Origin of the sequence: Kitasatospora sp. NBC_00039 (assembly GCF_045160625.1) — a bacterium.
In the GTDB taxonomy this organism is placed as follows: Bacteria; Actinomycetota; Actinomycetes; order Streptomycetales; family Streptomycetaceae; genus Kitasatospora.
In genome coordinates this window covers 347,038-368,088 of sequence record NZ_CP108290.1, presented here as the reverse complement: position 1 = coordinate 368,088, position 21,051 = coordinate 347,038, and the positions used below count along the sequence as shown (strand labels likewise).

Annotated in this window: 23 protein-coding genes and 2 pseudogenes; 13 read left to right on the top strand and 12 right to left on the bottom strand. The window is 74.9% G+C overall.

Going from position 1 to position 21,051, the window contains the following annotated elements:
- Positions 1 to 123: 123 nt before the first annotated feature.
- Entirely contained in the window at positions 124 to 1,338 is a 1,215-nt protein-coding gene (locus OG286_RS37860; protein WP_331741574.1) for a PP2C family protein-serine/threonine phosphatase, read from the top strand.
- Positions 1,339 to 1,510: 172 nt separating this feature from the next.
- Here OG286_RS37860 and OG286_RS37855 read toward each other — a convergent pair whose 3' ends face one another.
- From OG286_RS37855 to OG286_RS37830, 6 genes are all read right to left on the bottom strand, one after another.
- A complete protein-coding gene (locus tag OG286_RS37855; protein WP_331741572.1) occupies positions 1,511 to 3,913 on the bottom strand; it encodes a SpoIIE family protein phosphatase in 2,403 nt (800 codons plus the stop codon).
- A 169-nt stretch (positions 3,914 to 4,082) separates the two neighbouring features.
- On the bottom strand, positions 4,083 to 4,532 hold the full coding sequence (locus tag OG286_RS37850) for an ATP-binding protein (RefSeq protein ID WP_331741570.1): 450 nt from the start codon (positions 4,530 to 4,532) through the stop codon (positions 4,083 to 4,085).
- Positions 4,532 to 4,897, bottom strand: coding sequence for an STAS domain-containing protein (locus tag OG286_RS37845; RefSeq protein WP_331741568.1), 366 nt, complete (start codon positions 4,895 to 4,897; stop codon positions 4,532 to 4,534). The genes OG286_RS37850 and OG286_RS37845 overlap by 1 nt, the downstream gene beginning before the upstream one ends.
- 49 nt (positions 4,898 to 4,946) lie before the next feature.
- A complete protein-coding gene (locus OG286_RS37840) occupies positions 4,947 to 5,342 on the bottom strand; it encodes an ATP-binding protein (protein WP_331741566.1) in 396 nt (131 codons plus the stop codon).
- A gap of 238 nt (positions 5,343 to 5,580) precedes the next feature.
- Complete coding sequence (locus OG286_RS37835; protein ID WP_331741564.1) at positions 5,581 to 6,039, bottom strand: SRPBCC family protein; 459 nt, start codon at positions 6,037 to 6,039, stop codon at positions 5,581 to 5,583.
- Positions 6,040 to 6,061: 22 nt separating this feature from the next.
- Positions 6,062 to 6,235, bottom strand: coding sequence for a CsbD family protein (locus OG286_RS37830; protein WP_331741562.1), 174 nt, complete (start codon positions 6,233 to 6,235; stop codon positions 6,062 to 6,064).
- Positions 6,236 to 6,424: 189 nt separating this feature from the next.
- Here OG286_RS37830 and OG286_RS37825 point away from each other — a divergent pair, with 189 nt between their 5' ends.
- From OG286_RS37825 to OG286_RS37815, 3 genes are read left to right on the top strand one after another with little or no spacing between them, the layout of a single operon-like run.
- The gene (locus OG286_RS37825) at positions 6,425 to 7,579 is read left to right on the top strand and encodes a YbdK family carboxylate-amine ligase (protein ID WP_331741560.1); all 1,155 of its coding nucleotides are present in this window, start codon (positions 6,425 to 6,427) and stop codon (positions 7,577 to 7,579) included.
- A gap of 58 nt (positions 7,580 to 7,637) precedes the next feature.
- Entirely contained in the window at positions 7,638 to 8,459 is an 822-nt protein-coding gene (gene ddaH / locus OG286_RS37820; protein WP_331741558.1) for a dimethylargininase, read from the top strand.
- Positions 8,460 to 8,517: 58 nt separating this feature from the next.
- On the top strand, positions 8,518 to 9,552 hold the full coding sequence (locus OG286_RS37815; RefSeq protein WP_331741556.1) for an iron-containing redox enzyme family protein: 1,035 nt from the start codon (positions 8,518 to 8,520) through the stop codon (positions 9,550 to 9,552).
- On the opposite strand, the gene OG286_RS37810 is transcribed toward OG286_RS37815, so the two are convergent.
- Together OG286_RS37810 and OG286_RS37805 are read right to left on the bottom strand one after the other, a co-directional pair.
- Positions 9,499 to 9,723 carry a CDGSH iron-sulfur domain-containing protein gene (locus tag OG286_RS37810; protein WP_331741554.1) on the bottom strand — a complete coding sequence of 75 codons (225 nt, stop codon included), beginning with the start codon at positions 9,721 to 9,723 and terminating at the stop codon, positions 9,499 to 9,501. The two genes, OG286_RS37815 and OG286_RS37810, sit on opposite strands and share 54 nt — an antisense overlap.
- 106 nt (positions 9,724 to 9,829) lie before the next feature.
- Positions 9,830 to 10,483, bottom strand: a complete 654-nt coding sequence (locus tag OG286_RS37805; protein WP_331741552.1) for a HemK2/MTQ2 family protein methyltransferase — start codon at positions 10,481 to 10,483, stop codon at positions 9,830 to 9,832.
- A gap of 418 nt (positions 10,484 to 10,901) precedes the next feature.
- Here OG286_RS37805 and OG286_RS37800 point away from each other — a divergent pair, with 418 nt between their 5' ends.
- Positions 10,902 to 11,069, top strand: coding sequence for a hypothetical protein (locus OG286_RS37800; protein WP_331741551.1), 168 nt, complete (start codon positions 10,902 to 10,904; stop codon positions 11,067 to 11,069).
- 86 nt (positions 11,070 to 11,155) lie between these two features.
- On the opposite strand, the gene OG286_RS37795 is transcribed toward OG286_RS37800, so the two are convergent.
- On the bottom strand, positions 11,156 to 11,575 hold the full coding sequence (locus tag OG286_RS37795; RefSeq protein WP_331741549.1) for an SsgA family sporulation/cell division regulator: 420 nt from the start codon (positions 11,573 to 11,575) through the stop codon (positions 11,156 to 11,158).
- A gap of 223 nt (positions 11,576 to 11,798) precedes the next feature.
- Here OG286_RS37795 and OG286_RS37790 point away from each other — a divergent pair, with 223 nt between their 5' ends.
- Positions 11,799 to 12,281, top strand: a complete 483-nt coding sequence (locus tag OG286_RS37790) for a flavin reductase family protein (RefSeq protein WP_331741547.1) — start codon at positions 11,799 to 11,801, stop codon at positions 12,279 to 12,281.
- Between the two features lie 361 nt (positions 12,282 to 12,642).
- On the opposite strand, the pseudogene OG286_RS37785 reads toward OG286_RS37790, so the two are convergent.
- Positions 12,643 to 13,095: pseudogene (locus OG286_RS37785) on the bottom strand (SRPBCC family protein); the annotation flags it as partial.
- 332 nt (positions 13,096 to 13,427) lie between these two features.
- A complete protein-coding gene (locus tag OG286_RS37780) occupies positions 13,428 to 13,913 on the bottom strand; it encodes a hypothetical protein (RefSeq protein ID WP_331741545.1) in 486 nt (161 codons plus the stop codon).
- A gap of 385 nt (positions 13,914 to 14,298) precedes the next feature.
- Here OG286_RS37780 and OG286_RS37775 point away from each other — a divergent pair, with 385 nt between their 5' ends.
- From OG286_RS37775 to OG286_RS37765, 3 genes are read left to right on the top strand one after another with little or no spacing between them, the layout of a single operon-like run.
- On the top strand, positions 14,299 to 14,661 hold the full coding sequence (locus tag OG286_RS37775) for a hypothetical protein (protein WP_331741543.1): 363 nt from the start codon (positions 14,299 to 14,301) through the stop codon (positions 14,659 to 14,661).
- Positions 14,662 to 14,686: 25 nt separating this feature from the next.
- Positions 14,687 to 15,466 (top strand): hypothetical protein, encoded by a 780-nt coding sequence (locus OG286_RS37770; protein WP_331741541.1) that lies wholly within the window; start codon positions 14,687 to 14,689, stop codon positions 15,464 to 15,466.
- Positions 15,354 to 16,178 carry a hypothetical protein gene (locus OG286_RS37765; protein ID WP_331741539.1) on the top strand — a complete coding sequence of 275 codons (825 nt, stop codon included), beginning with the start codon at positions 15,354 to 15,356 and terminating at the stop codon, positions 16,176 to 16,178. Before OG286_RS37770 ends, OG286_RS37765 begins: the two co-directional genes overlap by 113 nt.
- A gap of 301 nt (positions 16,179 to 16,479) precedes the next feature.
- Here OG286_RS37765 and OG286_RS37760 read toward each other — a convergent pair whose 3' ends face one another.
- Entirely contained in the window at positions 16,480 to 16,986 is a 507-nt protein-coding gene (locus OG286_RS37760) for a universal stress protein (protein WP_331741538.1), read from the bottom strand.
- Between the two features lie 478 nt (positions 16,987 to 17,464).
- On the opposite strand from OG286_RS37760, the gene OG286_RS37755 reads away from it, so the two are divergent.
- The 4 genes and pseudogenes from OG286_RS37755 (at position 17,465) to OG286_RS37740 (ending at position 20,376) form a co-directional block, all read left to right on the top strand.
- Positions 17,465 to 18,010, top strand: a complete 546-nt coding sequence (locus OG286_RS37755) for a hypothetical protein (RefSeq protein WP_396324588.1) — start codon at positions 17,465 to 17,467, stop codon at positions 18,008 to 18,010.
- A pseudogene (locus OG286_RS37750) lies at positions 18,007 to 18,084 on the top strand (hypothetical protein); the annotation flags it as partial. The gene OG286_RS37755 and the pseudogene OG286_RS37750, both read left to right, overlap by 4 nt.
- Before the next feature lie 88 nt (positions 18,085 to 18,172).
- Complete coding sequence (locus OG286_RS37745) at positions 18,173 to 18,598, top strand: universal stress protein (protein WP_331741536.1); 426 nt, start codon at positions 18,173 to 18,175, stop codon at positions 18,596 to 18,598.
- Between the two features lie 77 nt (positions 18,599 to 18,675).
- The gene (locus OG286_RS37740; protein WP_405358691.1) at positions 18,676 to 20,376 is read left to right on the top strand and encodes a methyltransferase; all 1,701 of its coding nucleotides are present in this window, start codon (positions 18,676 to 18,678) and stop codon (positions 20,374 to 20,376) included.
- The last annotated feature ends 675 nt before the right edge of the window (positions 20,377 to 21,051 follow it).

The window sequence follows — 21,051 nt, the reverse complement described above, 5'->3', positions numbered from 1 at the left end:
GAGCAGACCCGACAGGACGTGATCGCATGACCTCCCTCGGACACCTCCCCTCCGACGGGGAGTCCGCCGGTGCCGGGCTCCGGAACCAGGCCCGCCGGGCCGGGGGCTGAGGTGGCCGGGATCATGGACGACGCCACGTTCGGACGGCTGCTGGGCAGGGTGCTGGAGGAGTCGCACACCACGGCCCCCGGCGCCCTGCCGGCCCTCATCGGCCGCACCGCCGCCGCCATGGGCCTGGCAGGCGCGGCCGTGTACCTGGCGGACGTCCAACAGGGTCGGCTGGTCGCCCTTCCGTCCGACGCGCCCTCCGACGACAGGGCGGATCCGGCGGCCGGGCAGGCGGGCGACGTGCTGGAGATCGACGGGACGCTGGCGGGGTGGGCGTACCGGACGATGTCGGAGCGGCTCTCCTCGGGCCCCGGGCTGACCCTGTGGCTCCCGCTGGCCGACGGGATCGAGCGGATCGGGGTGCTGCGGGTGGCGGCCGCCTCGCTGGATGCCGCGACGATCGACCGGTGCCGGACGCTGGCCTCGCTGACCGCCCTCCTCGTGGAGTCGAAGTCGGCGTTCAGCGACACCGTGGCGCGGACGGTACGGCGCCGCCCGATGACCTTGCAGGCCGAGCTGGCGTGGGCGTTCATGCCGCCCATGACACTGGGCACCCGCCAGGTGACCTCCAGTGCCGTGCTGGAGCCCGCGTACGAGATCGGCGGGGACGCCTTCGACCACAGCCTCGACGAGGGGCGGCTGCACCTGGCGGTCGTCGACGCGATGGGGCACGACCTCGCGGCCGGCGGGGCGTCGGCGGTGGCGCTGGCCGGCTGCCGCTCGGTCCGCCGGGCCGGCGGCGGCCTCGCCGAGATCGTGGCGGCCGTCGACGGGGTGCTCGCCCGCTGGATACCGGGCCGGCTGCTGACGGCGGTCTTCGGCGAGATCGATCTCGCCGGCGGCCGGTTGTCGTGGGTCAACTGCGGCCATCCGCCGCCGCTGCTGATCCGCCGCCAGCACGTCGTTCCCGACGCCCTGCGGCGGCGCTCCGAGCTGCCGCTCGGACTGGGCGAGGGCTACCCGGTGGCGAACCGGACGGTCCACCAGACCCAGCTGGAGCCGGGTGACCGGGTCCTCGTCCACACCGACGGGGTGACCGAGGGCCGGGGGCCCACCGGAGAGCATTTCGGCGAGCAGCGGCTGCTCGACCTGGTCGTGCGCTCGGTGGCGGCCGGTGAGCCGGCCCCCGAGGCGCTGCGCCGGCTGGTGCGCGCCCTACTCGACTACCAGGGTGCGGGTCTTCGTGATGACGCCACCGTGCTGCTCGCGGAGTGGCACCCGGCGCCGTGACGCCGGGCCCTCGCGCCCGCACCCGCACCCGCACCCGCACCCGCACGACGGAAGGTCCGGGCCACTCGGGTGTCGGGCGTACCGCCGGCGCGGCGCCGGTGAACACGGTCTCGGGCGTGCCGCCGGAGCCGCGCCGGTGAGCCTCCCCCGCGCGGCCCGGGCGCCGGCCGACTCAGGACAACCGGATGCCGATGACGCAGGTGTCGTCGTACGGGTTGGGTGCCTTGAGCCGGCGCAGTACGTGGTCGAGGCAGCCGGGGATCCCCGGCACCTTGTACTCCTCGACCGCCCTGAGCAGCCGGTCGAGGCCGCGGTCGAGGCCCTCGCCGCGGCGCTCGACCAGTCCGTCGGTGAAGAGCAGGACCAGGTCGCCCGGCGCGAGGGCCAGGACGGTGCTGCGGTAGACGGCGCCGGGGTGGGCGCCGAGCAGCGGTCCCAGGGGCGGGTCGAGGTAGCGGCCGACACCGTCGTGGACCAGCAGGGGCGGCAGGTGCCCGGCCCTGGCCCAGGTGAGGGTACGCCGCCCGGTGTCGAGCCGGCCGCAGACGGCGGTGGCGATGAACTCGCCGCCGAGGTGGCAGAGCATCTGGTTGAGGCGCTGGAGCAACTGGTCCGGTTCGGCACCGGTGAAGGCGAGGCCGCGCAGCGCGTCGCGCAGTTGCGCCATGCCGGCGGCGGCGCGCAGACCGTGGCCGGAGACGTCGCCGACCACGATGAGGACGGTGCCGTCGGGGAGGGTCAGGGCGTCGTACCAGTCGCCGCCGACCTGGGTGTCGCTCTCGGCCGGCAGGTAGCGGGCCGCCATGTCGAGGTTGGGCGCGGGCGGGCCGTTCGGCACGTCCATGAGCGCGTGCTGGAGGGCGCGGACGGCGCGGTGCTCGACAGCCGTCTGACGGACCTGTTCGGCCAGCCGGGCCCGGGTGTCGGCGAGCGCCTTCTCGGTGTGCCGCCAGGCGGTGATGTCCTGGATGACGCCGCGTACGGCGAGAGCCTCGCCGTCCAGCTGCCCGGGGACGGTCTCGGCGATGGCCCGGACGGCCCGGCTGACGCCGTCGGCGCGGACGACCCGGAACTCGAGCGTGGCGGAGGTGTGGCCGGCGAGCAGCCGCTCGGCCAGGAGCCGGACGGCGGCGCGGTCGGCCGGTGCGATGGCGGCCTCCGCCTCGGCCGGGCCGAGCGTGCCGGGCTCGGCCCGTTCGGGCAGGCCGAGCAGCCGGAAGACCTCGGGTGAGCAGTCGAGTCTTGCGGCGGACACCTCCCACTGCCAGGTGCCGAGGCCGGCCAGCCGTTGCGCCTGGGCGAGCTGCTGTTCCCGGCGTTCCTGCTCGTCGTGGGTGCGCCAGCTGACCAGGACGCCGTCGAGGAACGGGGTGGCATGGAGGGTCATGGTCGAGCCGTGGACCGCGCCGCCGACGACCTCGACGTACTGCTCGGCCTCACCCCGGTAGGGCACGCCGCCGGCCGCGACGTCGAGCAGGTGCTGGAAAGTGCCGGAGGAGACCATGCCGGGGTAGAGCTCGCTGAGCAGCCGGCCGACGATGTCCTGACCGGTGCGCCCGGCCAGGTCGACGGTGGCGGCGTTGGCGTGCCCCACCCGAAGGTCGGTGACCTTCCCCTCGGGCTCGCGGACGGCGTGCAGGATCAGGACGGGGTCGAGGAGCGCGTCGAGCACTGCCCGGAACCACGGCTCGCCGGCCGGCACCGGAGCTTCCTCCTCCGCGCCCGGGGTGAGCACGCGCAGCAGCTGGGCGGCGCACAGCCGGGCCAGGGCGGAGAGGTGGTGCGCGGTGGGCCCGTCGGCGTGGAAGTCGCCGGGCCAGCCGAGTTTCATCGCGCCGATCAGCTGTTCGCCGGTGCGCAGCGGCAGCGCGCAGACGGTGTCGCCGGGGACGAGGTCCTCCCCCTTCAGGTCGGGGTAGCGCGTGGCGAGGTCGGAGCGGCCACGCACCCACACGGTCGCTCCGGCGCGGGCGGCGTCGGTCAGCGGCAGGGACATGTGCGGGGGGATGCGCTGCCACTGGCTGAGCTGGTGGGCGGGCACCCCGTGGCTGGCGACCAGCCTCAGCGCGCCGTCGGGCTCCAGGACGGTGAGGGCGACCGCGCCGACACCCAGCGGGGCGAGGGCGGCTTCGACGAGCAGGGCGGCCAGCTCGTCCGGTGTCTCGGCCGAGCCGAGGGCCGAGGCGGTGACGTGGTAGCGGGCGGCGTACTCGCCCCCGACCGCGGGAGCGCCCGCCCGCGACTGCGCGGGGTCGGGGCCGCGCACCACGGGGGCGGGCGGCGCGAAGAACGGACGCCGCTCCACCACGGGGAGGTGGTCGTCGGCCTCCGGCGGCGCGACGGTCCCGAGGAGGTCGGCGGCGATGTCGACGAGTTTGCGGTTGCTGTCCTGGGAGAGCTGGACGAGGTGGCTGAACGCCTCGTCCGGGGTGCACCCGATCCGTTCGGTCAGGATGCCCTTCGCCTGTTCGATCACGGCGCGCGTCCGCATCGCGCGGCGCTGGCCCTCCACCTCGCTGCGCAGCCGGTCGATGGTGGCCCGTAGCCGGGCGCTCTCGCTGTGCGATTCCGACATCCGCGCCCCCTGGTCTGTCCTGCCAAGGTCCCGGTTCGCGTCTCTGGGCTGCCGGGGACGGTGCGAGGCACCGTGTTGAAGTGTGGGTCCAGCTTAGGCCGGTGGCCCGGGCGGTGCCGCATGCGGGCGGGGTGTCCGGCCGGAGGCGCGGGGCGTGGGCGCCGTCAGTTCAGTGCGGGTCGCGTCCGGTCGCGGGCCCCAGGCGGGCCGGCGGGGCGGCGATCTCCGACCACACGGTCTTGCCGCCCGCGTCCGGCACGCTGCCCCAGGCCCAGGAGAGCAGCGCGACCACACGTAGCCCGTGCCGGCCGGGGACCGCCGGATCGTCGTTGCTCCGGAGTACCGGCGGTTCGGGGCTCTCGTCCGACACTTCCACGCGCAGCCCCGACGGCGAGTGGCGCAGCCGCAGCTCGATCGGACCGCCGGCGTGCCGGGCGGCGTTGGTGACCAGCTCGCTGACGACCAGCAGGACATCCTCGGCCACCGCCCGGCGCTCGTCCCCGGCGGCCGGGAGCCAGCCCCAGTCGAACAGGGCCGCGCGGGTGAACTCGCGGGACCTGGTGACCGCTCCCCTGCCGGAGACGAGGGCCAGGCTGCGCTGGTCGGCGGCGGGTGGCATCAGCCGTCCTGGCCGGCGAGCGCCTCGGCCATCGAGGGAGCGATGCGGAAGATCTCGGCCGCGCCGGTGATCTCCAGCATGCGGGCCACCATCGGGCTGGGACCGGCGAGCACCAGCACCCGGCCGCCGCCCTCGGCGGCGAGGCGGGTGCGCAGCAGCAGGTTCAGACCGGTGGAGTCGCAGAAGGAGAGGCCGTCGCAGTCGATCACGACCGGCCCGGGCGGGCCGTGCAGGGCCGTTTCCAGGGCTTCCCGCAGAGGCTGCGCCGTGTCGTGGTCGAGCTCGCCCTCGGGGCGGACGACCACGCTCCGCCCCGAGGCGCTGACCGTCACCGTGAGCCCCTCCGGGCCACCGTCGGCTTCCATGGCCTCCGCTCCTCCCATGTCCTTGTTCAACGATAGGCCGCGTGTGCTCTCAGCGGTCGCGGACGGTCGTCTCGACGATCTTGCCCGTGGCCGTGCGGACGGCGTGCACCCGGTGGCCGATCGTGGCCACCACGAGCAGTCCGTACCCGCCCGGCCCGGGCCGGGCGGCCGGGTGGAGAAGCTCCGGGCTGGTGTCCTCGACCGCGATCTCGACGCCCGCGTCGGCGACCGCCATGCTCAGCGTGCACGGGCCCGGTGCGTGACGGCATGCGTTGCCCACCAGCTCGCCGACCACCAGCAGCGCGTCCTCGCAGGTCTGGGGGCTCAGCCGGCCCCTGCCGAGACCGGCCAGCTCACCGAGGAAGCGGCGCGCGGCGCGCCTGGCCCTGGCCTCCGAGCCCGGGGCGCCGTCGAGGTCGACCTCGAGCGAGGGGACACATCGCATGACGTCACCTCGGCTCTCCTCGCATCCGGTCCGGACCTCGCGCCTACCCCACCGCAGCCGGCGTAACCTGCGGCTCCGATGCCGGGAGGGGCACCGTTCGGGACGGTGACACCGCTCGGGACGAGACACCGTTCGGGACGACGGCCGCCGGCCCCCGACAGCAGTCCAGGGCGCCGCGCCGACCGGCGGTCGGCGCGGCGCCCTGGAAGACGGGGGCCTTCTGTCGTTCCGGGCGGCCTCAGGCCGGGGTGAGGCGGCCCCGCCATCCGCCGCTCTCGCCGCCGCGTCCCTCGATGAATCCCTTGAAGCGGTCGAGATCGCCCTTCACCCGCCAGTCGACCATGCCGAGCGTGTCGGCCGCCGACTCGGCCAGGCCCTCCGGCTCGAACTCCATCGCCAGGCTCACCCGGGTGTGGTTCTCGTCGATCTTCCGGAAGGTCACCATGCCCATCTGCTGCACGTCCCCGCCGACGGTCCGCCAGGACACGCGCTCGTCGGGCAGCTGGTCGACGATCTCGGTGTCGAACTCGCGGCTCACGCCCGCGATGCTGGTCTTCCAGTGGTTGTGCCGGTCATCGACCTGCCGGACCTCCTCCACGCCGTCCATGAAGTTCGGGAACTCCTCGAACTGCGTCCACTGGTTGTACGCGGTGTGCAGTGGCACATCCACGTCGATCGATTGCCGCACCGTGCTCATGAGTGCTCCTCCTCGTCGGCGGTCAGTCCTTGGCGGCGTCCTTGACCTTCTGGGCGGCCTGCTTGAGGTCGCTCTTGGCCTGGGTCGCGCGGCCCTCGGCCTTCAGACCGGGGTCGTCGGTGGCCCTGCCGACGGACTCCTTCGCCTTGCCCTTCGCCTTCTCGGCGACGTTCTTCACCTTGTCCCCGGCGCCCATGGCGTCGCTCCTCTGCTCTCGGCCCGGCCGTGGTCCGGCCGGCGTCCCGGGGCGTCTGCTCCGGTTGGCGGACCTCAAACCGCCCGGCCGGCTCGGGCTTGGCCCCGCCCCTGGCGGGTAGCCGCGGGAGGCGGCGGTGTCCCCCGGCCCTCCCGTTCGCCGGCACCGCATCGCGGGAAGGAGGCCGACGTGCGGCCGCTGCGCTTCGGTGTGGAGGAGGAGTACCTCCTCGTGGACGCCCGGACCAGGACCACGGTGCCCCGGGCGCCCTCCGTGCTGCGGGACGTGTCGCGCGTACTCGGTAATCGGGCACAGGCGGAGTTCTACGCCACCCAGATCGAGGGCTGCACTCCCCCGGTGCGCACCGCCGCCGAGCTGCGCGCACACCTGCTGGCGGTCCGGGCGGCCCTGACGGCGGCGGCGGCCCGGGCCGGCTGCCTGCTGGTCGCCTCCGGGTCGGCCGTGCTGCCGAGCGCCCATCCGCTGCCGGTCACCGACGCACCGCGCTACCGGCGCATCGCCGGCCATGTGGGGCCGGGCGTCGCGGACCAGGCCGGCGGCGAGGTCTGCGGCTGCCACGTCCATGTCGGCGACCTGACCCGGGGCGAGGCTCTCGCGGTGAGCACCCGCCTGGGCCCGTGGCTGCCGGTCGTCCAGGCCCTCGGTGCGAACTCGCCGTTCTGCGAGGGCGCGGACCGCGGCGGGGCGAGCTCGCGGGCGGCACACTACGAACGCTGGCCGACGGTCGGTCCGGCCCCGAGCCTCGACGAGACCGGGTACGAGCGGTACGTCGAGCGGCTGGTCGCCGACGGCACCGTCGTCGACCGGCGGATGATCTACTGGTACGCCCGCCCGTCCGAGCACCTGCCCACGTTGGAGGTGCGGATCGCGGACGTGAACGCCGACGTCGGGGTCCCGGTGCTGATCGCGGTGCTGCTCCGCGGGCTGACCCGCGTCCTGCTCGCGGAGACGGACCGGCCGTGTCCGCCCGTCGGGGAGCGGCTGCTGCGCGCGGCCCACCGGCGGGCCGCGGCGGCCGGGCTGCACGGCACCGCCCTGGACGTGCGCGGGGGCGACGACGCGCCCAGGGCCGCGCCGGTGTCCGTGCTGCTCGACGAGCTGCTGGAACGGGCCGCGCCGGGCCTGGCGGCAGAGGGCGACCTCGACCTGGCCCGGCGGCTCTGCGCCCGGCTGCTGGCCGGCGGCGCCGGCGCGGACGCCCAGCGGGCCGCTTTCGCCCGGCGCGGCCTGCTGCCGGACGTGGTCGACGCGCTCGCCGCGCTGACGTCGGGCGGCGGGACGTCGGGCGGCCGGACCCCGGGCGGCGGGACGGAGCCCGAGTGAGCCGGTCCGTGCCGGGCAGACGCGCGCTGGGGGCCGCCGAACCGGAGGTGTGACCGCCATGCCCCGCCCGCAACGAACTCCGCTCCGCCGCCGGGTACTGATGTGCCCGCCCACCTACTTCTCGGTGGACTACGTGATCAACCCGTGGATGGACCCGGAACGACCGGTCGACCGGCGGCGGGCGGTCCGCCAGTGGGAGGAGCTGGTGAGCGTGTACCGCTCGCTGGGGCACCTGGTGGAGTTCGCCGACCCGGTGCCGGGGCTGCCCGACATGGTGTTCAGCGCGAATGCCGCCACCGTGGTCGACGGGCGGGTGCTGATCGCCCGCTTCCGCCATCCGCAACGGGCACCGGAGGCGGTGGCGTTCTGGCGCTGGTTCGCCGGCCGTCCGTTCCCGGAGGTCGGCATGGCGGCGCACGTCAACGAAGGGCAGGGCGACATCCTCACCGCAGGCCGGATCCTGCTCGCCGGCACGGGGTTCCGCACCGAGCCGGCGGCCCACGACGAGGTCCGCCGCCGCCTCGGCCTCCCGGTCGTGACCCTGCGGCTGGCGGACCCGTGCTTCTACCACCTCGACACCGCGCTGTGCGTGTTGAGCGAAACCGAGGCGCTGTACTACCCCGGCGCGTTCGACCGGCCGAGCCTGGCGGCGCTGACGGCGCTGTTCCCGGACGCCCTGCTCGCCACCCGGGAGGAGGCCGGTCGCTTCGAGGTGAACGCCTTCAGCGACGGCCACCACGTCGTGCTCCCCGCCACCGCGGACCGGCTGGCCGCCCGCCTCGCCGGTCGCGGGTTCGAGCCGGTCGGCGTCGACGTGTCGGAGTTCCGCAAGGCCGGCGGCGGGGCCAAGTGCTGCACCCTCGAACTCGCCGCGGCCTGACCGCCGCCGCCCTCCTCCCCCGGAGACCGCCACCAGGAACCAGCGTGAGGAGACCACCGTGATCGAGACCTCCCGACCGCCCCGCCTGCCCGCCCCGCGCGGCCCGCTCTCCGAGGCCGTCCGGACCGTCCTCGTCTCGGGCCCGCCCGGCGCAGCGGGCCTGCCCGACCCCGTCCCGGTACGCACGCAGGACCCGTGGGGCGAGGACCTTCAGCTGGCCCTCTACGTCTGCTACGAGCTGCACTACCGCGGCTTCGGGGACGTCGACCCGGGCTGGGAGTGGGACCCTGAACTCTTGCGACTGCGCCGCGCGTTGGAACGGCACTTCCTGGCCGCCGTGCGGGCGGAGGCGGGCGGGCCGCCTCCGCTGGACGACCTGATCGAACGGCTGCTCACCGAGCCGCGCACCGGCACCGGCCCCTCCCACTTCCTGCTGGCCGACGGACGGCGCTGGCAGGCCTGCGAGTACCTGGTGCACCGCTCGCTGTACCACCTCAAGGAGGCCGACCCCCAACTGTGGGCGGCGCCCCGCCTCGGCGGCGCGGCGCAGGCAGCCTTCCTCGCCGTCGAGTACGACGAGTACGGGGCGGGGCACCCCGATCGGGCGCACTCCCGGCTCTTCGCCGAGATGATGGCGGACTTCGGCCTGGACCCCACGTACGGCCACTACGTCGACGCGGCGGCCGCCCCGGCGCTGGCGGTGGTCAACCTGATGTCGCTGTTCGGTCTCCACCGGGCCCTGCGCGGCGCGCTGGTGGGGCAGTTCGCGGCGGTGGAGATCACCTCCTCGCCCGGGTCCGCCCGGCTGGCCCGGGCGTTCGAGCGGCTCGGCGCGGGGCCGGCCGGCATCCGGTTCTACCAGGAGCACGTGGAGGCCGACGCCGTGCACGAACAGCTGGTCCGGCACGGGGTGATCGCCCCGCTCCTCGCGGCGGAGCCCGGCCTGGCCGGCGACGTCGCCTTCGGGGTCGCCGCGAGCTCGCTCGCCGAGGAGCGCCTGGCCGACCACCTGACCGGCGCGTGGGCGGCCGGGCGCAGCTCACTGCGCGGCGGACCGCTCGCCGGAACCGGGTGGAGCGCTCGGGCCGGGTGAGCCGCCGGGGCGGTGGCGGCGGTGGCTGGTGTCGCAGAAGGGGTAGCGGCGGCTGCGGCCGCAGGTGCACAGGGCCACCACCGGACGGTCGGAGCGGACGGCGGTGCCGTCCGGGAGCACGATCTCGACCGGGCCCTCGATCAGCACCGGGCCGTGCCCGGTCGGCTGCACCCGCCGCGGTCCGCCACGGTCGGGGCGGGGCGGGGCGGGCGGCTCGGACGGCGCGGACGGCTCGGACGGCTCGGGCCGCCCTGGCAGGACGGGACGGGCGGGTGGGTCAGGCAGGGCGGGCACCGCGGATCACCGCCAGTTCCTCCTCGCGAACGCCCGGGTCGATCAGGCCGCGGCTCTCGAACCAGACCGCCCGTGCGGTCATCACCGGCCCGAAGCGCTGGCGCCGCCGGGCCACCACCTCGGCCCGAAGCCCGGCCCGCTCCAGGGCTCGCACGGTCGCCCGGACATCGGCCAGCGAGGACTGCACCACGAGCAGCACCCCGCCGCGCGCCAACAGCCCGGGGGCCTCGCGGCAGATCCGGTCGAGCAGCAGCCGGCCGTCCGGCCCGGCGTCCCAGGCCCGCGCGACGCCCCGCCGCCGGCTCCCGGGCCGCTCGGCGGGCACGTACGGCGGGTTGCTGAGCACCAGGTCGAACCGCCGGCCCCGGACGGGGCCGGTCAGGTCGCCGTGGCGCAGCCGGATGCGACACCGGTGGAGCCAGGCGTTCGCGCCCGCGGTCGCCAGGGCCAGCCAGGACACGTCCACCGCCGTCACCCGGGCACCGCGGGAGGCCGCCGCCAACGCGATCGCACCGCTGCCGGTCCCGAGATCGAGGCAGCGCACCCCGCGCAGCGGACCCTCCCGGGCCAGGCTCTCCGCCAACAGGGCCGTGTCGCCCTGCGCCGGATACACACCGGGTGGTCTGAGCAGCAACATACCGCGCGCCTGCCCAGCATCCTCCTGCACAACCGGAGATTGCGGGCTTCACTCCCGTACCACCGGACGGCCCCGGCACCGCGAGTGTTTCCCGCGGAGCAGGGCAGACGGAAGGGCCGGAGGTGGGGACATCATGACCCTGCTGATCATCGTCCTGCGGTTCGCTCTGTTTCTGCGGCGCAGGTCTCACCGTCGGCGTGCTGCGCGCGGTCGACGTACTGCGGGCGCCGGCGTCCGCCGGGCTCGTGGCCCTGGTGCCGGCATCGTCCCCGCCGGCGGCTCCTCGTCCGACGTCCGGCGCCGGTGGTGCCGCCGATGAGCGCCCGCCGAGGACCGCGGAGGAGAGGATCACGGGGCCCGGGGACCGACCACCGGATGCCCGCGAGGGACGCGGACATGCCCACGAAGGAGGGCCGCCATGGCGCTCGTACTCTTCCTGATCATCATCGCGATCGTGCTCGGGCTTATCGGCGTGGTCGCCCACGGGCTGCTCTACCTGCTGTTCCTCGGCATCGCGGTGCTGCTCCTCGCCCTGGGCATCTCCGCGGTCCGGTTCCGGCGCGGGGGCGGGCGCGCGACCCGGTGAGGTGGGATCGCGTGAGGTGGGATCGCGCGGGAGGAGGCGGCTCGGCTCCGGTCGCCTCAGCTCCGGTCGCCGAGGAGGTCGTCGCCTCAGCTCCGGTCGCCGAGGAGTTCGGCAACCGTGTCCGGGCAGTCGATGAAGGAGCTTTCCTCGCCTGCCGGGACGGCGCGGTAGGTGCGGTCGAGGAACCTGGCGAGCTCGTCGGTGCGCAACACGACCAGCGCGCAGCCCTCCGTGCCATGGATCTGGATCTGGGTGTACCCCTCCTCCCACGGGCCGACCCGGATGTCCCCGTGGCCGGAGAGCGCCTCCAGCCCGGCGGCGAAGAGGTCGCGCGCGGCGGTCCACTCCGTCTCCACGTCCTCGCACGGCCGGACCGACGCCCGGGCCGGAAAGCCGAGCGTGAGGGCGAGGGGGTCGTCACTTGCGTAGCGCGCGCAGATGCGGATCATCTGCGGGGCCGGCCCCAGGATGCAGGCCTCCACGACGTCCTCGATCAGATGGTTCACTCCGTACTCCTCCCTGCGGTGTGGTGCCCGGGCGTCTACCCGGGCCGCGGAGGTACATGTCCTCCCCGTTCGGGGGGAATGGTGGACGCCCCGTCCCCCTTCGTTCACATCTCCCGCATCGTCCCGGCCCCGTCGCCCCGGCGCGGGCCCCGGGAGGGGGCGCCGTTGTCACCCGCCGCGCGGCACCGGGGAAACGCACGGCACCGAGGAAAGAGGCCGCACCATGAGCCGGTTCGACGCGTTCACCGCCATGCTCGACTGTCCGGTCCACGTCGTCACCGCGGCCGTCGGCGAGGAACGGGCGGGCTGTCTGGTCGGCTTCGCCGGGCAGTGCTCGATCCGGCCGCCCCGGTTCACCGTGTGGATCTCCAAGGCGAACCACACCTACACCGTCGCCTCGCGCGCCGACACCCTGGCGGTCCACCTGCTGTCACGTCAGCGCCACGACCTCGCCGAACTGTTCGGCGGCCTTACCGGCGACCGGGTCGACAAGTTCACGGCCGTCCGCTGGACCCCCGGCCCGGACGGCGTCCCCGTCCTCACCGACGCCGTCGCGTGGTTCGCCGGCCGCGTGCTCGACCGCGCCGACTGGGGCGACCACGTCGGCTTCCTCCTCGACCCGTTCGTCACCCGCACCACCACCGACCACGGCCACCCGCTCACCCTCCGCGACGTGACCGACATCGACGCAGGACATGCCGCCTGACCCTCCGGGGGGCCGGCCCGGTGACCGCTCGGGTCATCGCCGACGTGTCGGCCGGGCACGTGCCCACGGATTCGGCCACCCGGGCGGCGGCGTCGGGCACCCTCGTCAGGAGACCTTTTCGCCGGAGAACAGCGGGCTGCCGGCGCCCGGAAGCCGGCAGCCCGCATGGGTGGGCTCGTCGCGGTCAGCCGTGCCGCATGTCGTCCGGGTCGGCCGGAAGGCCCGCCGACGTGCCGCGGCCGCCGGCCTCCGGCAGGGGCGGCGCGCCCTCCCCTGTCATCCGCGTCTGCGGCGTCTCCCTGTCCGGCGCGTCGGCGGGACCGGTCGGCCCGGCCCCGGCCGGGGCAGCCGGCCCGCCGTCCGGTGTCAGCCGGCCGCGCCAGGCGCCCCGCTCCCGGCCCTGCTCCTCGATGAACCCCTTGAACCGTTTGAGGTCACCCTTGACCTGCCGGTCCAGGACACCGAGCATGGCGCCCGCCCTCTCGGCCATGCCGTGGGGCTCGTAGTCCATGGCCAGGCTCACGCGGGTGCGGGCCTCGTCGATGCGCTGGAACGTCACGACGCCCATCTGCCGGACGTCGCCGCCCACGGTGCGCCAGGCGATGCGCTCGTCGGGCAGTTGGTCGACTATCTCGGTGTCGAACTCGCGCCGGGCGCCGGCGACCTTCGTCGTCCAGTGGCAGTGCCGGTCATCGGTCTGGCGGACCTGCTCCACGCCGTCCATGAACCGCGGGAAGTCCTCGAACTGCGTCCACTGGTTGTAGACGCTGTGCAGCGGGACCTCGACGTCGATGGACTCCTTCACCGTGCTCATGGCGTTCCCCTTCCACAGGTGCGGCCCGGAGGTTCCGAGCCAACCGGCGCCTGCCCGCGAAGCGCGGATCCCAATCAGCGGGCCAGGGCTTCGCCCGTCGACGTGGCCGCCGTCCACGTCGGGCCTCCGCCTGGAGCGTGCGCCGTGCTCCTGCCCGGGCCGCCGGCAGCGGCGTGTCCTGCCGGCCGGCCCGGGATCAGGCCTGGACGGCCGGGCGGCCGAGAGCAGCCCCGGCGCCGTGCCGCTCTGCGACCGGAACCGGCCCGGCCCGGTGTGCGGGGCCGGCCGGGAGGCGCCCTCGACGCGCTGCGGCAGGCCTGGTCCCGGTCCCGTCACTCGCCTGCCGCGGCTGTGCGCCGGGTCAGGTCCATGTGCCAGTTGGTGATCCATGTCTGCCCGCCGTCGAGGGAGAACGCCTGCTCCCAGTGCGCGCGGTCGGCGGTGATGCCCGACCAGATGAAGCGGGCCCGGATCTTGTGGCCGTCGTGCTCGTCGTCGCCGTAGAAGACGCCGGTGCCGTCCGGACGGAAGCCGCCGCTGACCGGCGGGAAGAGGGTGCCGGTGCGCTTGCTGGCCCAGTAGAGCGACCACTGGGCGGTGGCCGGGTCGAACAGGCGCAGGGTCAGACCGGAGAAGCCCTTCGTGGGGAACTCGATCTCGTCGAAACTGGCGGCGCCGTCGAAGTGGACGGAGGCGCGGGTGACGCCGGGGAACTCCTCCCAGTGCTCCTCGCCCTCGCTGGGGTCGAGGAAGTTCTTGCGCCAGCGGTTGGCGACGTCGTAGGTGCCGGTGAGGAAAGCGAAGCCGTTGTTCGTCATGCAGCGGACGCTATGGCCACTTCCCTGACAGCTTCTGTCAGCGAAGTGGCGCGAATTGACGGCTGTGCGTGCCCGCCGGTCACCGGGCGCTGCCCGGCGCGCCCGGTGACCGGCACCGGTGGGCACGCCGCGGCATGGCCGCCTGCGGCCGCCGGGGCGACACTGGAGACAGCCAGGGGCGATGACGTTCGCCCTCGGACGCCCTCGATGCCGCGGCGCTGACGGCCTCCATCCGGCAAGGGCAGGAGGCCGCCGTGAACGTTCCGCATCGCCTGCCGCCGTCCACCGCATCCTGGGCAACCGGCGCCCGGCCGGGCCGCCGCCCGGCCCGTCCCGCACCGCCCCGCCCCGACTCCGGGCGCTGCTGCCCCTGCTGGACCGGGCCGTGCAGGTCCGGAATGACGCCGAGGCGGCCATCTGGGAGTGCTCCTCCCCCGGCGAGGTGGACGAGAGCCCGGCCATGCGCGGCGACATCGTCCGGGTCGCCTACCGGAAGCTCCGCCGCGACCTCCTGGCCGTCCGGGCCGACCGCGAGCTCAAGGACGAGATCCACCGCCTGCTGCTCTACCACGAGTGGTACGTCCACTCCGCGGTCACCTGCGCGTACGCCCCCGTCCGGTCCCGCCGGCTCGTCGAGAGCCGCGCGCGCCTCGCCGGTCTCGGCGCACCCGCCCGACTCCTGCGCGACCTGCACCACGGCCTCGGCCGGGAACTCGCGGCCCTGACCGAACGCCCCGGCGTCCGATGACCATGCCCCGTCCCGGGAGGAATCCTTGCGTCTCACCGACACCCGCACCGGCACCACCGCCGAGATCCGCCCCGCCCGGCGCGGCCTGCTGCGCGTCGCCGTCCACCTCGGGCGCCCGGAGCACCCGTTCGACCTCGCGGACCTGCGCGCCCTGCTCGTCGCCGACGTGCTGCGCCGCGTCTGCGAGCTCGGCGGGGATCTCCAGGTCGGCCTCGTGTGGGCACACCCCGACCTGCCGCCCGCCCAGGTCAAGGCGCTGGCCCGGGACGCCGACCTGATCGGCGTCCACCCGCCCGACCCCGACGGTGCCACCGCCCCGGCCGACGTCCACCTGCTCGCGCCCGGTACCGGCGCCGCCCGGCCGGTCGCCGGCGCCGTCGTCACCGCCACGGCGCCCGCCCGGCCGCCGGTCCCCGGCGAACCACCACTCGGATTCCTCGACCGCATGGAGGTGGAGCCGCTCGCCGTCCGCCTCGCGCTGCTGCGCCACCCCTACCGGACACCCGTGGACCTCACCCGCCGGACACTCACCGACGCCCAGGAAACGCTCGACCGCTGGCGGCGGCTGGTCGCCGACTGGGCGCAGGAGCCCTCCCTCCCCTCGCTCGCCGACCCGACCCACCGGGCCTTCGCAGCCTTCGAGAACGACCTCGACACCGCGACCGGCCTGGCCGAGCTGGACCGGATCGCCGATGGCTCCGGGTCGGCCGGTGCCCGGTTCGAGACCTCCGTGCGCCTCGACCGCGTCCTCGGTCTCGAACTCCCGCGGGACATCGGCCGGGCCGCGCCCCGGACGAGGAGCTGAGCCGGTGACCCCGGCCCGGACCGGCGGAGCGGCCCGGGCGGGAGGCCGACACGGTCAAGGTGGTCGCCTGTGCTCCCGGCGAAGCAGGTGCCGACGGCTGATGCTCATGCGGGAACTCCCTTACTCCGCTTTCCAGTTGCCGATGGGCAACCTACGCGCGGGCCGGGCGCGAGCAATGGTTCGCCGACGAACGTCTCCGGGATTCACCCCGGCCGCCGGGGCCGCCCCGACCGACGGCACCACAGTCACCATGCAAGACACCCTCCCTGCGGGGCTCGCGGCCGACAGCATCAGCGGCACGGGCTGGACCTGTGACCAGGGCACGCTCACCTGCACCCGCAGTGGCGCCCTTCCCGCCGGGAGCGGCTACCCGCCCATCACGCTGCAGGTCGCTGTCTCCTGCAGGGCCGGCGGCGAGGTCACCAACACCGCGACCGTCACCGGGGGCGATGACACCACCTCCCACACCGCCATCGACCCCACCACGATCAAAGCACCACAAGCACGACACGTACGACATGCGCTGCGACCACCACGAGCACTGGCAGACCAACCAACCCCGGGTCCGCCTCCACCGGCCCGCGACTACCGCGCCGCCGTCCGGGCCGACTACACCGCGGCCGCCCGCATGGGCGAGGCCCACACACGTCCGCCCGGAAGCACCGCCGCAGCGCCGGAAGGCCGCCACCCGCAAGGTGGCGGCCTTCCGTAGATCGAGGTCAGGCCCGCTGCGCCCTCGGCCGACCACAGAGGCGCCGAGGACCGCGCTGAGATTCGCGCGATCACCGACGCCATGATGCGACTCATGACCGGCGTCCCTTTTCACTCCGCCGGACAGCTCGCCGTCAAGTCACTCGCCGAAGAAGCGCAGCTCAAGCGCCACAAACCGACACGCACACACCGGACTCAAGGGCCTCTTCCACGCCCTCGTCCGCTCGCAGGGCCACCGCCCACAGATCGCACAGCGACTGACTTGCCCCAGAAGGCCATCAGGCGGTCGAACCGTCAGGAGGTCAGGCCGCGAGGAGGGTCAGCAGGTCCGCGCTGCGCGTCACGTGCCGGAGGTCCTTCAGCAGTTCGGACGGGGGCACCGTGATCACGGTGCAGGCCGCGTGCGCCTGGCAGTAGCGGCTCACCGAGGGTCGCAGGATCCGCGGCAGCAGACCGCTCCGGCCGGTGCCCACCACCAGGAGGTCGTCCGGGCGGTTCGCGACCTCCACCAGGGCCCGGCCGGCCTCGGCCCGCAGCACCAGCGGCTCGATGCGGACGCCGGTCGGGTAGCCCCCGAAGGCCTGCTCGAAGGCGGTGTCGAGCCGCTCGCCGGCCGCCTGCGCCCAGAGCTTCGCCAGCGGCGGGCACGGGTGGGCCCGGTAGGCCGGCTCGCCGCCGACCGGCGTCCAGGTGATCACCGGGACGAGCACGGCGTCGCGGAGCACGGCCTCCTCCATCGCACGGTGCAGGGCCGCCAGATTGCCCAGTGATCCACTGACTCCGACGATAACCCGAGTGTCCTCGGTCATGACGCTTCGCTTCCTTCGATTCATAGGTTGTGGTGCAAGTCTAGCCTGCGTAATACATCCTTAGCAACGGAATGCGCCTGGGATCGCCGAAATCGCGAGCACGGACAGCCTTTCTTGGCGCAACCTTGACGCCGTCGCACCGGATCGTCACACCCCGTTGCCGCCCGCATCCCTTGCGTCACCTTCCGGGCATACGTTCGCGCCGCCGTCGGTGGACGCCCTGGCCGCCCTCGCGCGGGCCCGGGCAGCCACGGGCGACCCCGACGCGTCCGGGTGGCCCCCACCCCGCCGGCAGACACGCCGGGGCACCAGGTGCGTGCATGAGGGCCGCACCAAGGACTTCCCGCATCGCGCCAAGCAGGCGTCAAAACGCGTACGGCCCGTGGCGGGTCGGTGCTTCGCTGTGCCCGTCCCGTTCGTCCCGGCATCGCCGACATGCCGTCCCGCTCCGCCGGGTCGGCGGAAGGTCCCAGAACTGATGCGCCGCTCGGCCCTCACCCCACCCGCCACCACTCCCGACCCGGCGGGGCCCGGCCGGTCCCGCCGCGCGAAGCCCGCCGGCGCCGAGCCGGCGCCCCCGCGCCACCGCCCCGGTGCGCCCCGCCCGGGCCGCCGCCGGCTGATCACCACGCAGCAGCTCCGCGAAGCCCTGCCCGCCGCGGTGCGCAAGCTCCGCCCGCGCACCATGGCGAGGAACCCGGTCATGCTGGTGGCCGAGACCGGCTCCGCCCTCACCACGCTCACCGCCGTCGTCCACCCGAGCGTGTTCGCCTGGATGATCAGCTTCTGGCTCTGCCTCACCGTGCTCTTCGCCAACCTGGCGGAAGCCGTCGCCGAGAGCCCGGGCAAGGCGCAGGCCGACTCGCTGAGGCAGGCTCAGGCCGGGACGACGGCCCGCCGCCTCCTGCACTGGCGGGTCGGCAGCCCCGACCGCCGCCACGAATCCATCCCGGCCGAGCACCTGCTCCTGCACGACATCGTGCTCGTCCCCGCCGGCGAGGTGGTCCCCGCGACGGCGAGGTGATCGAGGGCGTCGCGGCCGTGGACGAGTCGGCGATCACCGGCGAGTCCGCGCCGGTGATCCGCGAGTCCGGCGGCGACCGCACCAGCGTGACCGGCGGCACCCGGGTCCGCTCCGACCAGCTCGTCGTCCGGATACCCCGCCGGCCTCGTCCTGCGCCCGCCGGTGATCCGCGGCCCGGCCGGCCCGGCCCTTGTCGCCGCCACCGGCCCGGACGACCTCCTCGTGGTCGGCTCCAGCGGCCACAGCCGCCTCGACCACCTGCTGCACGGCTGCGTCACCCGCCACTGCCGCACCCACGCGCCCTGCGCCGTGATCGCCGTGTCGCCGTCGGCTCTGCTGGAGAAGCTGGAGCTCACCGCCCGCAGCGGCGCCCCGTCCCGCTCGCCCCACCTGGCTGAGGCGCTCCCGCATCCGCCCGCCGGGCGGGCGTCCAGGCTTGGCGGCGGGCAGCGGGCAGCCGTCCCCGCGCGGGCGAGGCCGTCCGGGCGCACCGACGACGGCGCCCGGGAGCCCGGGGCCACGGGCTCGGCGCAGGCGTCTCGTCTCCTGCCGATCCAGCGTGAGATGAAAACCATTGCCGAAACTTGACCCGAACATCAGTGCTGCTCATGCACGCGACATGGTTCAGTGGTCCCCGCGCCCGCGCCGACCCCGGAGTGATCACCGTGCCTGCCATCCCCGCGCTCGTCAGCGCCCTGCGCACACTCGGCGACCGGCCCGCCGTCGTCGCAGGCGGCCGCGCGATCAGCGGCATCGGGCTCCTGCTCGGCGTCGCACCGCAGGGCGGCCTGCCGGAGGCCGTGGCCGAACGCGTGGCGGCGCACGCGGCGCTCCCCGCCGCGGAGAGCGCGCAGGCCGAACGCCGGCTGCGGCACTGGGCCGGCGTACTCGGCCCGCCGCCGATCCGGCACACCGTGCTCTATCCGGCGACCGAGCTCGGGATCGAACTCGCCCTCGCCACCCTGCTCGCCGGCGGGACGGTCATCTGCGGCGACCCCGACCAGCCGGCCGACCAACTCCCCGCCCAGCTCGAACAGTCAGGCACCACCCACCTGAGCCTGCCGTCCGAGCTGCTCTGGCGGCTCAGCCGGGTCACCACGCTGCGCGGGACCGATCTCGCCGCGCTCCGCCAGGTGCTCCACGTCGGCCCCGAACCCGCCCAGGGCGACGTGTACGCCGCCATGGACGCCCTCGGCGCCGTCGTGGCCCACGTCCGCCCGCCGCACAGCGAGGCCGAGCTCGCCGACCACCGGCTGCGCGAAGTCGTGGGCGCCGCGGCGGACACCGCCTGGAAGCAGGCCATCGGCGTCACCGCCGGGCAGGCGCGGCTGTTCGTCGAACGGCTCGACGACGCCGTGCTCCTGTCGATGCTGTCGGCCCTGCAGAGTGCCGGCGTCCTGAACGACCCGGCCGGTGGTCACCCGCGCGCCGAGATCCCGGACGCCGCCCGGGTGGCGCCCGAGCACCGCCCGCTCGCCGCACGCTGGCTGCGGGCGCTGGTACGGGAGCAGTCGGTCACCCTCCGGGGAGAGCACGTCCACGGTGCCCGGCCGGTCGACGACGCCACCGCGCACACGGCCTGGGAGCATGCCGCCGAGGCCTGGACCGGCCACCTCGGCGCGGCCGCCGTCATCGACCACCTGCGACGCGGCGCCGCCCACCTGCCCGGTCTCCTCTCGGGCGAGCAGCCCGCCGGGAGGCTGTTCCGCCCCGACGGGAGCGCCGGGGGTATCGACGCCCTGACGCGGTCCACCGCCACAGGGCGCTACCTCGGCAGCGCCCTCGGCTCGGCGGTACGGCACATCGCCACGGCCCACCGCGGCCGTCGTCCGCTGCGGCTGCTGGAACTCGGCGCCGGCACCGGGGCGGCCACCGAGGCGATCGCGGACGCGCTGGCGGCCGCGTGCGGGGCCGTCCACCCCGTCGACTACCTGTGCACCGAACCGTCCGGCGTCCTCCTCGACGCGGCCCGGGCCCGGCTCCGACGCCACCCCTGGCTACGCTTCGGACTCCTCGACCCCCACGGCGGGCCGGGCACCGCCGAACCCGGCCCGGTCGACGTGGTGGTCTCCACCGGCGTACTGGGCGGCGCCCGCGACGCCGGGGACCGTGCCCGCCGACTGGCCGGCCTGCTCACTCCCGGCGGCTGGCTGCTCGCCGTCGAGCCGACCCGGGAACACCTCGACCGCCTGATCACCCGCGACTTCCTCGCCCCCTCGCCCGCCGCCCACGCCGGACCACCCTCCCGGCAGGGGTGGCTCGACGTGCTGGCCGCCGCGGGCTTCGGATCCGCCCTCACCCTGCCCGGCGAGGACCATCCCCTGACGCTGCTCGGGTACCACCTCTTCGTCGCCCGGACTCCCTGACCGGTGCCCCACGGCACGCCCGCCGGCACGCACCCGCCGGCACACGCCTGGCGGCCTCCGCGAACCCCACCCGGAGACAGCACCCCGGCCCGCCCGCCGCACCGCCGGAGGGCCGCCGGGTACGCCGGGGTCCGTACCATCGGGGCGACCTGACCGGAGCACATGCCGGGGCAGCGGCTGGAACGTCTACGGCGGCACCAGCGCCTCCGCCCCGATCATTCACCGGCGCCGCCACCGCGGCCGGCACAGATACCGTGAGCGTCACGGCCACCGGCACCACCGGCGCGAGCGGCTCGACCACCTTCACCTGGACGGTCACCGGCACCGGCGGCGGCTGCACCGCCGCGCAACTGCTCGGCAACCCGGGCTTCGAGACGGGCAGTGCCACGCCGTGGAACGCCACCGCCGGCGTGATCGACAACTCCGGCAGCGAGGCCGCCCACTCCGGCATGGAAGGCCTGGCTCGACGGCTACGGCTCCACCCACACCGACACGCCCTCCCAGTCGGTCACCATCCCGCAGGGCTGCCGGGCGACGCTCGGCTTCTACCTGCGCATCGACACGTCCGAGTCCGGCTCCACCGTCTACGACAAGCTGACCGTCCAGGCCAATTCCACCACCCTGGCCACCTTCAGCAACGCCAACGCCGGCACCGGCTACACCCTCCGCAGCTAC